This window comes from Paraburkholderia sp. WC7.3g (assembly GCF_050436345.1).
GTDB lineage: Bacteria > Pseudomonadota > Gammaproteobacteria > Burkholderiales > Burkholderiaceae > Paraburkholderia > Paraburkholderia podalyriae.
Genome location: NZ_JBNDMA010000002.1, coordinates 358,870 through 372,641, shown reverse-complemented (window position 1 = coordinate 372,641; position 13,772 = coordinate 358,870). Strand labels below are relative to the sequence as shown.

The following is a 13,772-nucleotide window of genomic DNA, read 5'->3' as shown; positions in this document are numbered from 1 at the left end:
TTTTTTAATTCCCAGTTCCAACCAGTTCTAAAAGACTTTTCACAAAGGAGTGATCATGCAAGCTTTCATCGCCAACATCCAGGGTCTGACCGCCATCGGTATCGGCATCATCATCGGCCTGGGTGCTATCGGCGCCTGTATCGGTATCGGTCTGATGGGTGGCAAGTACATCGAAGCATGCGCCCGTCAACCTGAACTGATGAACCCGCTGCAAACCAAGATGTTCCTGCTGGCTGGTCTGATCGATGCGGCGTTCCTGATTGGCGTTGGTGTGGCAATGCTGTTTGCGTTCGCGAACCCGCTGCTCTCGAAGCTGGCAGGCTGAGGTTCCTCGGAGGTTTGCGCCTGAGCTATAACAGGTAAAGGCGCAGGGCGGAACGGGTACTGGGGCGCTGATCGAGCAGAATCGATGAGCGCCTTGCCGTTTCACTTTCCGAACTAGCAACGTTTAAGGAAACACCGTGAATCTCAACGCAACCCTGTTTGCGCAAATGGTCGTGTTTCTGATCCTCGCGTGGTTCACGATGAAATTCGTGTGGCCGCCGCTGATCAACGCCATCGACGAGCGCGCGAAGAAGATCGCCGACGGTTTGTCAGCCGCTGAAAAGGGCAAGCAGGAACTCCAAGCCGCTCACAAGCGCGTCGACCAGGAACTGGCCCAGGCTCGCAACGACGGCCAGCAACGAATCGCCGACGCCGAAAAGCGCGCTGTCGCAGTCGCCGACGAAATCAAGGCTCAGGCGCAGGCGGAAGCCGCCCGCATCATCGCGCAGGCGAAGGCCGACGCGGATCAGCAAGTCATGAAGGCGCGCGAAGCGCTGCGTGGCGAAGTCGCTGCACTCGCTGTGAAGGGCGCTGAACAGATCCTGCAGCGCGAAGTCGACCAGGCAGCTCATGCTGACCTGCTGAATCAACTGAAAGCCGAGCTCTGATCATGGCCGAACTTGCAACCATCGCCCGTCCGTACGCGGAAGCGCTGTTTGGCGTGGCCGAAGCTGGTGACATCGCCGCCTGGTCCACGCTCGTGCAGGAGCTGGCACAGGTTGCGCGTCTGCCCGAAGTGCTGTCGATCGCCTCGAGCCCGAAAGTGAGCCGTGCCCAGGTAAGCGATCTGCTGCTGGCCGCGGTCAAGTCGCCGCTCAAGGACAACGCGCAAGCGAAGAATCTGGTGCAGATGCTGGTGGACAACCATCGCCTGCAGCTGCTGCCGGAAATCGCCTCGCAGTTCGAAGAGTTGAAGAACGCCCGCGAAGGGGCAGCAGATGTGCTGATCGTCAGCGCATTCCCGCTCGAAGGTGCGCAGTTGAACGAACTCGTCGCAAGCCTCGAACGCAAGTTCAAGCGCAAGCTGAAGCCGACGGTCGAAGTCGACCAGTCGTTGATCGGCGGCGTGCGCGTGACGGTCGGCGACGAAGTGCTCGATACCTCGGTCCGCGCGCGGCTCGCCAGCATGCAGACGGCCCTGACGGCCTGAAGCGCTTCGCGCTTTAGCGGCTGGCACGCAACAGAATTGACTATCAGGAGCGAATAATGCAACTCAATCCCTCTGAGATCAGCGAGCTGATCAAGAGCCGGATCCAGGGCCTTGAAGCGAGCGCAGACGTTCGCAACCAAGGCACCGTGATCTCCGTGACCGACGGTATCGTGCGCATCCACGGCCTGTCGGAAGTGATGCAGGGCGAAATGCTCGAATTCCCGGGCAACACCTTCGGTCTCGCGCTGAACCTCGAGCGCGACTCGGTCGGCGCCGTGATTCTGGGTGAATACGAACACATTTCGGAAGGCGACATCGTCAAGACGACGGGCCGCATTCTGGAAGTGCCGGTGGGTCCGGAACTGCTCGGCCGCGTGGTCGACACACTCGGCAACCCGATCGACGGCAAAGGCCCGATCAACGCGAAGAAGACCGATGCAATCGAAAAGATTGCTCCGGGCGTGATCTGGCGTAAGTCGGTTTCGGAACCGGTCCAGACCGGTCTGAAGTCGATCGACGCGATGGTGCCGATCGGCCGTGGCCAGCGCGAGCTGATCATCGGCGACCGCCAGTGCGGCAAGACCGCAGTCGCAGTCGACGCGATCATCAACCAGAAGGGCAAGAACCTCTTCTGTATCTACGTCGCGATCGGCCAGAAGGCTTCGTCGATCATGAACGTGGTGCGCAAGCTGGAAGAAACCGGCGCGCTGGAATACACGATCGTCGTGTCCGCTTCGGCTTCGGAATCGGCCGCGATGCAATACCTCGCGCCGTACGCCGGCTGCACGATGGGCGAATACTTCCGCGATCGCGGCCAGGACGCGCTGATCGTTTACGACGACTTGACCAAGCAGGCTTGGGCATATCGTCAGATCTCGCTGCTGCTGCGCCGCCCGCCGGGCCGTGAAGCTTACCCGGGCGACGTGTTCTATCTGCACTCGCGTCTGCTCGAGCGTGCGGCTCGCGTGTCGGAAGAGTACGTCGAGAAGTTCACCAATGGTGAGGTGAAGGGCAAGAGCGGTTCGCTGACGGCACTGCCGGTCATCGAAACGCAGGCAGGCGACGTGACCGCATTCGTTCCGACGAACGTGATCTCGATTACCGACGGCCAGATCTTCCTTGAAACCGACCTCTTCAACGCAGGTATCCGCCCGGCAATTAACGCTGGCGTGTCGGTGTCGCGTGTGGGTGGCGCCGCTCAGACGAAGGTCGTGAAGAAACTGTCGGGTGGTATCCGTACCGACCTCGCGCAGTACCGTGAACTCGCTGCGTTCGCGCAGTTCGCATCGGACCTCGACGAAGCGACCCGCAAGCAGCTCGAGCGCGGCCGCCGCGTGACGGAACTGCTGAAGCAGCCGCAGTATCAGCCGCTGCAAGTGTGGGAGCTTGCTGTGTCGCTGTTCGCGGCAAACAACGGCTATCTCGACGACCTCGAAGTTGCTCAAGTCCTGCCGTTCGAGAAGGGCCTGCGCGACCACCTGAAGTCGAGCCATGCTGATCTGGTCAAGCGTATCGAAGATACCAAGGAACTCTCGAAGGACGACGAAGGCCTGCTGCACACGGCCGTCAAAGACTTCAAGAAGTCCGGCGCATATTGATCCGCGAATGATCCGCAAGGCATAAACGGACCTTGAAGCGGCGCGGGCCGCATGCGAATGCTCCCGAGCTGCTTCAGCCGCTTTGCATGGGACCCGGGTAAGCGCTGAAGCGCTGACTCGGGCCGACAAAGGAGCAAGCAATGGCTGGAATGAAGGAAATTCGCGGCAAGATCAAGAGCGTGCAAAACACGCGCAAGATCACGAAAGCGATGGAGATGGTGGCCGCATCGAAGATGCGCCGCGCTCAGGAGCGCATGCGCGCTGCTCGCCCGTATGCCGACAAGGTCCGCGATATCGCTGCGCACATGAGCCGTGCGAACCCGGAGTATCGTCACCCGTTCATGGTGTCGAACGAAGGCGCGAAGGCGGCCGGCGTCATCCTCGTCACGACTGATAAAGGTCTGTGCGGCGGGATGAACACCAACGTGCTGCGCGCGTCGCTGCAGAAGTTCAAGGAACTGGAAGGCCAGGGCAAGACGATCGAGGCAACCGCGATCGGCAGCAAGGGTCTGGGCTTCCTGAACCGGCTGCACGCGAAGGTCGTGTCGAACGTCGTGCAACTAGGCGATACACCGCATCTGGAAAAACTGATCGGTGCCGTGAAGGTGCAACTCGACCTGTTCTCGGAAGGCAAGATTTCGGCTGTGTACCTCGCGTACACGCGCTTCGTCAACACAATGAAGCAGGAGCCGGTGATCGAGCAGCTGTTGCCGCTGTCGGCGGATCAGTTCGAGCGCACGGAAGAAGACGGTACGACGCCGAGCACGCAGTGGGACTACATCTACGAGCCGGATGCGCAGGCAGTGGTGGACGAACTGCTGGTGCGTTATGTCGAGGCGCTGGTCTATCAGGCCGTCGCGGAAAACATGGGATCGGAGCAGTCGGCCCGCATGGTCGCGATGAAGGCTGCTTCGGACAACGCGAAGACGGTCATCAACGATCTGCAGCTCGTGTACAACAAGAGCCGTCAGGCCGCGATCACGAAAGAACTGTCGGAAATCGTCGGTGGAGCGGCGGCCGTCTGACCCCGGTCAGGCAGGTCGTTCGTGTGCGCCCGAGCGGCACACCCATCGGAGAAACTGCGCCATTGCGCGAGTGAAGAATTGAGTATCTAAAGGAAAAGCGATGAGTACTACTGCTTTGGTAGAAGGCAAGATCGTACAGTGCATCGGCGCGGTGATCGACGTGGAATTTCCGCGTGAAACCATGCCGAAGATCTACGACGCGCTCATTCTAGAAGGTACGGAGCTGACGCTCGAAGTCCAGCAACAGCTGGGCGACGGCGTGGTCCGTACCATCTGTCTGGGTGCTTCGGACGGTCTGCGCCGCGGCACGATCGTGAAGAACACGGGCAACCCGATCAGCGTGCCGGTCGGCAAGCCGACTCTCGGCCGTATCATGGACGTGCTTGGCCGTCCGATCGACGAAGCCGGCCCGATCTCGAGCGAAACCACGCGTGCGATCCACCAGAAGGCTCCGGCGTTCGACCAACTGTCGCCGTCGACCGAGCTGCTCGAAACCGGCATCAAGGTTATCGACCTGATCTGCCCGTTCGCAAAGGGCGGTAAGGTGGGTCTGTTCGGTGGCGCCGGCGTGGGCAAGACCGTGAACATGATGGAACTGATCAACAACATCGCGAAGGAACACGGCGGTTACTCCGTGTTCGCCGGTGTGGGCGAGCGTACCCGCGAAGGGAACGACTTCTATCATGAAATGAAGGACTCGAACGTTCTCGACAAGGTCGCGCTGGTGTACGGCCAGATGAACGAGCCGCCGGGCAACCGTCTGCGCGTCGCGCTGACCGGCCTGACGATGGCCGAGCACTTCCGTGACGAAGGTCTCGACGTGCTGTTCTTCGTCGACAACATCTACCGTTTCACGCTGGCCGGTACCGAAGTGTCGGCACTGCTCGGCCGTATGCCGTCGGCAGTGGGCTATCAGCCGACGCTGGCCGAAGAAATGGGTAAGCTCCAGGAGCGTATTACGTCGACCAAGACTGGCTCGATCACGTCGGTGCAGGCCGTGTACGTCCCTGCGGACGACTTGACCGACCCGTCGCCGGCTACGACCTTCGGCCACCTGGACGCAACCGTCGTGCTGTCGCGTGACATCGCCTCGCTCGGTATCTACCCCGCGGTGGATCCGCTCGATTCGACCTCGCGTCAGATCGACCCGCACGTGATTGGCGAAGAGCATTACTCGATCACGCGCGGCGTGCAGCAAACGCTGCAGCGCTACAAGGAACTGCGCGACATTATCGCGATTCTGGGCATGGACGAACTCGCGCCGGAAGACAAGCTCGCCGTCGCGCGCGCTCGTAAGATTCAGCGTTTCCTGTCGCAGCCGTTCCACGTCGCCGAAGTGTTCACGGGGTCGCCGGGCAAGTACGTGCCGCTGAAGGAAACGATCCGTGGCTTCAAGATGATCGTCGAAGGCGAGTGCGACCACCTGCCGGAGCAAGCGTTCTACATGGTCGGCACGATCGACGAAGCCTTCGAAAAGGCCAAGAAGATCCAGTAAAGGTCGGGTGTAACGAAGCGAGCGCCGGCCTCGCGCATCACGGCTGTCAGAACGGTAGTGTTGCGCAAAGCCAGCGTCTCTGATTACGCTCAACCCGCCTTGCATGGGACGGGAGTCTGCACTAAAGCGCTAACTCTCGTCGACAGGAGTCGACACATATGGCAACCATTAAAGTAGACGTCGTCAGCGCGGAAGAGGAAATCTTCTCGGGCCAGGCGAAGTTCGTCGCGCTGCCAGGCGAAGCGGGTGAACTCGGCATTCTGCCGGGCCACACGCCGCTCATCACGCGGATCCGTCCGGGTGCGGTGCGCATCGAAGTTGAAAACGGCGAAGAAGAGTTTGTGTTCGTCGCCGGCGGTATCCTCGAAGTCCAGCCGGGCGCAGTGACGGTTCTCGCCGACACCGCGATCCGCGGCAAGGATCTCGACGAAGCCAAGGCCGAAGACGCACGCAAGCGTGCGGAAGAGGCGCTGCAGAACACGGGCTCGAACCTAGAGTACGCGACCGCACAGGCGGAACTCGCGTACGCGACGGCGCAACTCGCGGCAATCCAGCGTCTGCGCAAGCTGCGCGGCCAGCACTAAAGCAGCACGTAGTAGAAGAAAGCAGCCCGCGCGGCTGCTTTTTTTTGATACCTATTTGACGTTTACGTAAAGGTCGGCAAAATCCACAGGGTCGAAGAAACGAGCGGTGGTTCGCCGCGCTCGCGCCGTGCGGTGCGGGTAAGACTTGATGCCGGACGGATACGCGCCGGTGCACAATCGATTTCAAATTCATTTCAATCGAGCGCGCTTGCGCTAACGGAGACAACACCATGGCAACGCATAGCTCGCGTGAAGGTGCGCTGATAGAACCGGCGGATGGACTGTCGTACGTGCGCGGGTCGACCGAAAATCCGTTGAGCGAAGCGACCGTCGGCGAGTTTTTGCGCGACACCGCCGCGCGCTTTCCTGATCGGCCGGCCGTGGTGTTTCGCGAACAACTCATCCGCTGGACGTGGCGCGAATTCGCGCATGAAGTGGATGTGCTCGCGTCTGGGCTGCTCGCGCTCGGCATCATCAAAGGCGACCGTGTCGGCATCTGGTCGCCCAACCGCGTCGAGTGGCTATTGACGCAGTTCGCGACCGCGCGGATCGGCGCGATCCTGGTCAACATCAATCCGGCCTACCGGCTCGCTGAGCTCGACTATGCGCTGAACAAGGTCGGTTGCAAGGCGATCATCAGTGCCGAGCGCTTCAAGACGTCAATGTACCTCGAGATGCTGCAGGAGCTCGCGCCCGAACTGGCGACGCAGCCGCCGGGCGAGCTTCGTGCCGCCCGGCTGCCGGAGCTGCGCTACGTGATCCGTATGTGCGACACCGAGACGCCGGGCATGCTGAGCTTTTCCGACGTAATCGAGCGCGGGCGGGCGTCGTTCGACGCCGCCCGGCTCGATGCGATCGGCGCGACGCTGTCGTGCCGCGAGCCGATCAACATCCAGTTCACGAGCGGCACGACGGGCAATCCGAAGGGTGCAACGCTGACTCATCGCAACGTCGTGAACAACGCGCGCTATATCGCGATGGCGATGCGGCTCAGCGAGCAGGATAGCCTGTGCATTCCGGTGCCGCTGTACCACTGCTTCGGGATGGTGCTGGCGGTGCTCGCGTGCGTGTCGGTCGGGGCGAGCATGGTGTTTCCAGGCGAGGGCTTCGATCCAGCCGCGACGCTGGCGGCGACCGCGGAGGAAAAATGCACCGCGCTGCACGGCGTACCGACGATGTTCATCGCCGAGCTCGACCATGCGGCCTTCGCCTCGTACGACTTCTCGCGGCTGCGCACCGGCATCATGGCGGGCTCGCCATGCCCCATCGAAACGATGAAGAAGGTCGTCTCGAAGATGCACCTGAGCGAGATCACGATCGCCTACGGCATGACGGAGACCAGCCCGGTGTCTTTCCAGAGCTCGACGACCGATCCGCTCGACAAGCGCACGACGACCGTAGGGCGCATCCAGCCGCATCTCGAAGTGAAAATCGTCGATCCGCTCGGCAACATCGTGCCCGTCGGCGAAACGGGCGAACTATGCACACGCGGCTACTCTGTGATGCTCGGTTATTGGGGCGATGAGGCAAAAACGCACGAGAGCGTCGTCGATGGCTGGATGCACACTGGCGATCTGGCGACACTGGACGCGCAAGGCTATTGCAACATCGTCGGCCGCCTGAAGGACATGCTGATTCGCGGCGGCGAAAACATCTATCCGCGCGAGATCGAGGAGTTTCTGTTTCGTCACCCGAAGATCCAGAGCGTGCAGGTGTTCGGCGTGCCCGATACCAGATACGGCGAAGAAGTCTGCGCGTGGATCGTGCTGCGCACGGGCGAACAGGCGACGGCCGAAGAGATCCAGCAGTTCTGTCAGGGACAGATTGCGCACTACAAGGTGCCGCGTTATATCCGCTTCGTCGACGAACTACCGATGACCGTGACCGGCAAGGTCCAAAAATTCGTGATGCGCGAACGAATGATCGACGAGTTGAAGCTCAAAGAGAACAAGACGGCATGACAATGCTGCAGCACGCTGGGCGAGCGATATGAGCAAGATGCGGGTGTAAACCAGAACTGTGCGCGGACCGTTTGTCGCGCGCAAACGTTTGAGCAGACGAAAAAAAAGCGGGCCTGGAGCCCGCTAAAAACCACACGCTACGGGGTTAGCGCGAGGAGACCAAAGATGGGACGGTTGTTACGACGACCCTACGTCGATTACGGCCCCAACAGGGATGCCCCTTCACAGGGCTCCGGCAAAGCGCCGACCGGCAAGTGCATCGTATCCGCTCACACCACGCACACAGCCACATCCGTGTTGAAACCGTTGAGGGCATTGTGGGCGAATTACCCTATAAAGGCGGTAACAAAGTGTTTCAGGTTGTAACGCCCGCCCGATAAGGCGCTGCGGGATTTATTGCCAAAATAAAACCTGCGAAAAGTAGTAATTACCGGCGACTGCCGTGCACCGTGACGCGCATGATTAATGCTATCCGTGACGCATATTGGCAGTAGAAATTGAGCGCCGCGTTTTGCATGAAATCGTTGCACTCGCAGGCTTGGCAGGCCGCCCGCACCTTGTCGCGACAGGTATGCAGCTGACGGCCTCCCATTGCGACGGCGACCTTACTTCAACCACTTATCCGAAATGGCCTGATACTCGCCGGTCGCTCGCGCCAGATGCAGCCACTGATCGACGTATTGCTGGAACGCAGCGTCGCCGCGCGGCAGCAGCCATGCCTTCTCGCCGTACTGGAACGGCTTGTCCGGATGCACCGAGCACAGGCCGGGATTGAGTTTCTGCTGCAACAGCGTTTCCGACGCATCCGTCACCATCACGTCCGCCTTGCCTGCGAGGATTTGCTTGAAAATCGTCACGTTGTCCGGATAAACGGTCACGTCCGCGTGCGGGAAGTATTGCTTCGCGAACTTCTCGTTGGTGCCGCCCGGATTGACGATCACTCGCGTGGACGGTTGGTCGATCTGCGCGACTGTCTGATATTTGTTCACATCGTCGCAGCGGACGATCGGCGTTTTGCCGTCGACCATATAAGCCTGCGTGAAGAACGCGCGCTTCTGGCGCTCGAGCGTCGGCGACACGCCACCAATGCCAATGTCGCACTTCGCGACGAAGTCGTTCATCAAATTCGACCACGACGTCTTGACGAACTCGACCTTCACGCCGAGCGACTTCGCGAGCGACTCCGCCATGTCGATATCGATGCCCTCGAACTGGCCATCGCCCCGATAGAACGAGTACGGCTTGTAGTCGCCGATCGTGCAGGCGCGTAGCGTGCCGCGGCTGATGATGTCGTCGAGCCTGGACGGCGCGGCCGCGGCGTTTTGCGCGCTGGCCACGCCGACATGCATCAGAAGGCCGGCGAGCGCGCCGAGCATTGCGAGTGCTGCCTTCTTCATCGAGTCTCCTGATAGTCTGCAATTGGTCGTTAAGGCTGTCGGATACTAGCGTGGTAGCGCGGGCTTGAACATCGGCCGTTCAGCCAGGGCGACGCGGGCAGCGGGAGACAACGAGCCCCGGCCCGTGCGCGTGGTCGCGGCCCGTCGCTCATCGACGTGCGCCCGGGCTGTTTCACAGCCGCTTCCCGAGACGCGCCGCCGCCACAATGATTACCTCGTCACGCGCGATGTCCGGAGCCGCGTCCGGTAAAATGCTCTATTGCCCTCAGCTCTTCAGCCGCACGCAACGTGACCCATCAACTCCTGAACGACACTTTCCTGCGCGCGCTGCTGCGCCAGCCGACCGATTACACGCCGATCTGGCTGATGCGGCAGGCTGGCCGTTATCTGCCGGAATACAACGCCACGCGCGGCCGCGCGGGCAGTTTCCTCGGTCTCGCGAAGAACCCGGCTTTCGCGACGGAAGTCACGTTGCAGCCGCTCGATCGCTATCCGCTCGACGCAGCGATCCTGTTCTCCGACATCCTGACTGTGCCCGACGCGATGGGCCTCGACCTCGAGTTCGTCAATGGCGAGGGGCCGAAATTTGCCCGTCCGGTTCGCACCGAAGACGACGTCGCGCGCCTCGCGGTGCCGGACATCGACGCGACACTGCGCTACGTGACCGACGCCGTACGAGAGATCCGCTCGGCGCTGAAGGATGCGCAAGGCCGCCAGCGCGTACCCCTGATCGGCTTCTCAGGCAGTCCGTGGACGCTCGCGTGCTACATGGTCGAAGGCGGCAGCTCGGCGGACTTTCGCACGATCAAATCTATGCTGTACGCGCGTCCCGATCTGCTGCGGCGGATTCTCGAGGTCAACGCGGGTTCGGTCGCGGCATACCTGAACGCGCAGATCGAAGCGGGCGCGCAAGCGGTGATGATTTTCGACACATGGGGAGGAGCGCTCGCCGATGGCATCTATCAGCGTTTTTCGCTGCGCTACATCGAGCAGGTGGTCAGTCAGCTCAAGCGCGAGCACGACGGCGAAAAAGTGCCCGTGATCGCCTTTACGAAGGGCGGCGGCCTGTGGCTCGACGACATCGCCGCGAGCGGCGTCGACGCGGTCGGCCTCGACTGGACCGTGAACCTTGGCAAGGCGCGCGAGCGTGTCGGCGGCAAGGTGGCGCTTCAGGGCAACATCGATCCGTCGGTGCTATTTGCGCCGCCTGCCGCGATCCGCATGGAAGCGCGCGCGGTGCTCGACAGCTTCGGCAATCATCCCGGTCACGTTTTCAATCTGGGCCACGGCATTTCGCAGTTCACGCCGCCCGAGCATGTGGCCGAACTGGTCGATGAGGTGCATCGACACAGTCGCGCTATTCGTAGCGGTGCACACACGCCGGCGTGACGCTGTCATAGTTACCGTTTTTTGTTGCGCTGCAGCGAATTGGGCTCTCGGCCTAAGGGACATGAGATCCGCGAAGTGGCCGCCAAATGGCGGTCTTGTGAAAGTCAAGAGTCGACTTATGCACACTTCGCACGCTGCGGCGCGGTAGAGGCTTTAATCGTGCCCCGACCCTTGCACATACTCGGCGCATTTGATCTAAGCCTTGTCCGGCATGGGTTTGCGGGGAGCGCGGGCAAATGTGCGGAAGCCCACACAAGGCCGTCACGACGCCGTTTGCGGCCCGTCGAAGCGAAGTTCTCAACAAAGTTATCCACAGGACCGCGAGTCGAGCCGCAATTGTTCAGTCGAATCCAAAACTTAGCGGTGAAATTAAGGTTTTACTTTAACTTCCGCGCCTTCGCGTGCCGCGCGACGCAATCCGCGCCGCGCTTGGGCGTCGTGCCGGCTCACCTTGTGCGCTACGCCGGATGAGCGAAGTGTTCGTCCGAGTCGCGCTGGACCATCCGCTGCCGACGCTGTTCGACTACCGCTGCGGCGCGTCCGATGCGGCTGTGGTTGGCACGCTCGTCAGCGTCCCATTCGGCAAACGCCACGTGGTGGGGCTCGTCTGCGAAGTGGCCGCTCACAGCGACGTGCCGGCCGAGCGTCTCCGAGATGTGGATAAGGTCTGCACGGCGTGTCCGCCGGTGTCGGAACATTGGCTCGCGCTCGCCTCATTCGCCGCTGACTACTATCAACGCGGTCGGGGCGAAGTGGCGCTGCCCGCGCTGCCGCAGGCGCTGCGCGACGCGTCGCGCTGGTCGCGGCTATTCGCGCCGGAAGTGCGCTATCGGCTGACGGCAGAGGGCCGCGCGGCGTTGCCCGACGCATTGCCGGCCCGCGCGACTGCGCTCAGAAAGCTCGCTCAGGCCCTCGCCGAAGCCGACTTCCTGTTTGCCGCCGACGCCCGCGCGCTGCACCCGAAGGCGCTGGCAACGCTCGACACATGGCGGAGCGCAGGTTTTGTGACGCTCGAGCTGATCGACGCCGCCGCGGTGCCCGCCGCCGCGTCACTGCCGGACGCGCCCACCCCGGCTCTGCCGACCCTCACCGACGAACAGGTCAGCGCCGTCGAAGCGATCCGCGACGCCGACGGCTTCGCGCCGTTCCTGCTGCACGGCGTGACCGGCAGCGGCAAGACCGAAGTGTACCTACGCGCGCTCGCGGCGGTTCTGGCCGCCAAGCCCGACGCGCAAGGGCTCGTGCTAGTGCCGGAGATCAACCTGACGCCGCAGTTCGAGGCGGCGTTCCGCGCCCGCTTCGCCGCGCTCGACGCCAGCGCGATTGTCACGCTCCATAGCGGCCTCGCCGAAGGCGAGCGCGCCCGCAACTGGTTCGCCGCGCACACCGGCCGCGCGCGCATCGTGCTCGGCACGCGGCTCGCGGTGCTTGCGTCGCTGCCACAGCTGGCAATCATCGTCGTCGACGAAGAGCACGATCCGGCCTACAAGCAGCAGGAAGGCTTGCGCTATTCGGCGCGCGACCTCGCGATTTATCGGGCGAAGCAGCTCGGCGTGCCCGTCGTGCTGGGCTCGGCGACGCCGTCGCTCGAAAGCTGGTGGCAGGCCGACCAGGGGCGTTACAAGCGGCTCACGTTGTCGCGCCGGGCTGTCGCCGACGCTGTGTTGCCGACCGTGCGGCTCATCGACCTCGAGGACGAGCGCCGGCGCGGGCGGGCGTCGATCGAAGGCCTGTCGGGTCCGTTGATCGCGGCGGTGAAGGCGCGGCTCGAACGCGGCGAGCAGAGCCTCGTGTTCCTGAACCGTCGCGGCTACGCGCCGCAACTCGCCTGCGACGCGTGCGGCTGGGTGGCGGGTTGTCCGCGCTGCAGCGCCTACGTCGTGCTGCACAAGCCCGAGCGCGCGTTGCGCTGCCATCACTGCGGCTGGGAGTCTCGCATCCCGCGCTCGTGCCCGGAGTGCGGCAACGTCGACATCGCCCCGCTCGGGCGCGGCACGCAGCGCGTCGAGGAGACGCTTGCGAGCGCGGTGCCAGGTGCCCGCGTGCTGCGTATCGACGCCGACAGCACGCGCCGCAAGGGCAGCGCGCAGGCGCTGTTCTCGGACGTGCACGCGGGCGAGGTCGATATCCTGGTCGGCACGCAGATGATCGCGAAGGGCCACGATTTCCAGCGCGTATCGCTGGTTGGAGTGCTCAACGCCGATACAGCGCTCTTTTCGCATGATTTCCGTGCGAGCGAGCGCCTGTTCGCGCAACTGATGCAAGTGAGCGGCCGCGCGGGGCGCGGCGGTCTGCCGGGCGAAGTGCTGGTGCAGACGCGCTACCCGCGTCACGCGCTTTATCACGCGCTGGGCCGTCACGACTACGTCGGCTTCGCCAATGCGACGCTCGCCGAGCGACGCGACGCGCACCTGCCGCCGTTCGTCTACCAGGCGCTGCTGCGCGCCGAAGGCCGCACGCTCGAAGCGGCGCTCGCGTTTCTGCAGCAGGCCGCCGCCGAGCTCGCGCAGATTCCAGCCGCCGAGCGCGTCACGGTCTACGACGCGGTGCCGCTCACGATCGTCAAGGTGATGCATGTGCATCGCGCGCAGTTGCTGATCGAAAGCGCATCGCGCGCCGCGCTGCAGGCCACGCTGCGCGCGTGGCAGCCACTGTTGCGCTCGCTCAAGGGCGTGCTGCGCTGGAACCTCGAAGTCGACCCGCTCGACATCTGACGCCACCGGGCAGATTACGCCCGCCATACTTCTTTGCGTCATATCCATAGAGCGAATGATCGTTTCGTTTTGCGCTGGTGCTCGCCTATAGTCGCGAAATCGGCGCGTTTTCGGGGCTAAACGACAACAATTGCA

The 13,772-nt window shown here is 62.5% G+C and carries 11 protein-coding genes; 10 read left to right on the top strand and 1 reads right to left on the bottom strand.

Annotated elements, in window-relative coordinates:
• The first annotated feature begins 55 nt into the window (after positions 1 to 55).
• The 8 genes from atpE to OKW43_RS13150 all read left to right on the top strand — a co-directional run bounded on the left by atpE (position 56) and on the right by OKW43_RS13150 (position 8,137).
• A complete protein-coding gene (gene atpE / locus OKW43_RS13185) occupies positions 56 to 325 on the top strand; it encodes a F0F1 ATP synthase subunit C (protein ID WP_007180033.1) in 270 nt (89 codons plus the stop codon).
• Between the two features lie 136 nt (positions 326 to 461).
• Positions 462 to 932, top strand: coding sequence for a F0F1 ATP synthase subunit B (locus OKW43_RS13180; RefSeq protein ID WP_429447744.1), 471 nt, complete (start codon positions 462 to 464; stop codon positions 930 to 932).
• Between the two features lie 2 nt (positions 933 to 934).
• Positions 935 to 1,474 (top strand): F0F1 ATP synthase subunit delta, encoded by a 540-nt coding sequence (locus OKW43_RS13175; RefSeq protein WP_187632459.1) that lies wholly within the window; start codon positions 935 to 937, stop codon positions 1,472 to 1,474.
• A 56-nt stretch (positions 1,475 to 1,530) separates the two neighbouring features.
• Positions 1,531 to 3,072, top strand: a complete 1,542-nt coding sequence (atpA, locus tag OKW43_RS13170; RefSeq protein ID WP_187632460.1) for a F0F1 ATP synthase subunit alpha — start codon at positions 1,531 to 1,533, stop codon at positions 3,070 to 3,072.
• A 140-nt stretch (positions 3,073 to 3,212) separates the two neighbouring features.
• Positions 3,213 to 4,097: a F0F1 ATP synthase subunit gamma gene (gene atpG / locus OKW43_RS13165; protein WP_187632461.1), complete on the top strand. Its 885-nt coding sequence runs from the start codon at positions 3,213 to 3,215 to the stop codon at positions 4,095 to 4,097.
• Between the two features lie 100 nt (positions 4,098 to 4,197).
• On the top strand, positions 4,198 to 5,592 hold the full coding sequence (gene atpD, locus OKW43_RS13160) for a F0F1 ATP synthase subunit beta (protein WP_187632462.1): 1,395 nt from the start codon (positions 4,198 to 4,200) through the stop codon (positions 5,590 to 5,592).
• Positions 5,593 to 5,750: 158 nt separating this feature from the next.
• Positions 5,751 to 6,176 carry a F0F1 ATP synthase subunit epsilon gene (locus OKW43_RS13155; RefSeq protein WP_008917918.1) on the top strand — a complete coding sequence of 142 codons (426 nt, stop codon included), beginning with the start codon at positions 5,751 to 5,753 and terminating at the stop codon, positions 6,174 to 6,176.
• A gap of 230 nt (positions 6,177 to 6,406) precedes the next feature.
• Positions 6,407 to 8,137 carry an AMP-binding protein gene (locus OKW43_RS13150; protein WP_187632463.1) on the top strand — a complete coding sequence of 577 codons (1,731 nt, stop codon included), beginning with the start codon at positions 6,407 to 6,409 and terminating at the stop codon, positions 8,135 to 8,137.
• Between the two features lie 605 nt (positions 8,138 to 8,742).
• Here the strand turns inward: OKW43_RS13150 and OKW43_RS13145 are convergent.
• Positions 8,743 to 9,534, bottom strand: coding sequence for a transporter substrate-binding domain-containing protein (locus OKW43_RS13145; protein WP_429447741.1), 792 nt, complete (start codon positions 9,532 to 9,534; stop codon positions 8,743 to 8,745).
• Between the two features lie 288 nt (positions 9,535 to 9,822).
• Between OKW43_RS13145 and hemE the strand changes: the two genes are divergently transcribed.
• Both hemE and OKW43_RS13135 read left to right on the top strand, forming a co-directional pair.
• Complete coding sequence (gene hemE / locus OKW43_RS13140; RefSeq protein WP_187632465.1) at positions 9,823 to 10,923, top strand: uroporphyrinogen decarboxylase; 1,101 nt, start codon at positions 9,823 to 9,825, stop codon at positions 10,921 to 10,923.
• A gap of 467 nt (positions 10,924 to 11,390) precedes the next feature.
• On the top strand, positions 11,391 to 13,637 hold the full coding sequence (locus OKW43_RS13135; RefSeq protein WP_187632466.1) for a primosomal protein N': 2,247 nt from the start codon (positions 11,391 to 11,393) through the stop codon (positions 13,635 to 13,637).
• Positions 13,638 to 13,772: the final 135 nt, after the last annotated feature.

Excerpts from the sequence above, each read along its gene's own strand:
- atpE (WP_007180033.1), top strand. The coding sequence starts at position 56 with ATGCAAGCTTTCATCGCCAACATCCAGGGTCTGACCGCCATCGGTATC.
- OKW43_RS13175 (WP_187632459.1), top strand. The coding sequence starts at position 935 with ATGGCCGAACTTGCAACCATCGCCCGTCCGTACGCGGAAGCGCTGTTT.
- atpA (WP_187632460.1), top strand. The coding sequence starts at position 1,531 with ATGCAACTCAATCCCTCTGAGATCAGCGAGCTGATCAAGAGCCGGATC.
- atpG (WP_187632461.1), top strand. The coding sequence starts at position 3,213 with ATGGCTGGAATGAAGGAAATTCGCGGCAAGATCAAGAGCGTGCAAAAC.
- atpD (WP_187632462.1), top strand. The coding sequence starts at position 4,198 with ATGAGTACTACTGCTTTGGTAGAAGGCAAGATCGTACAGTGCATCGGC.
- OKW43_RS13155 (WP_008917918.1), top strand. The coding sequence starts at position 5,751 with ATGGCAACCATTAAAGTAGACGTCGTCAGCGCGGAAGAGGAAATCTTC.
- OKW43_RS13150 (WP_187632463.1), top strand. The coding sequence starts at position 6,407 with ATGGCAACGCATAGCTCGCGTGAAGGTGCGCTGATAGAACCGGCGGAT.
- OKW43_RS13145 (WP_429447741.1), bottom strand. The coding sequence starts at position 9,534 with ATGAAGAAGGCAGCACTCGCAATGCTCGGCGCGCTCGCCGGCCTTCTG.
- OKW43_RS13135 (WP_187632466.1), top strand. The coding sequence starts at position 11,391 with ATGAGCGAAGTGTTCGTCCGAGTCGCGCTGGACCATCCGCTGCCGACG.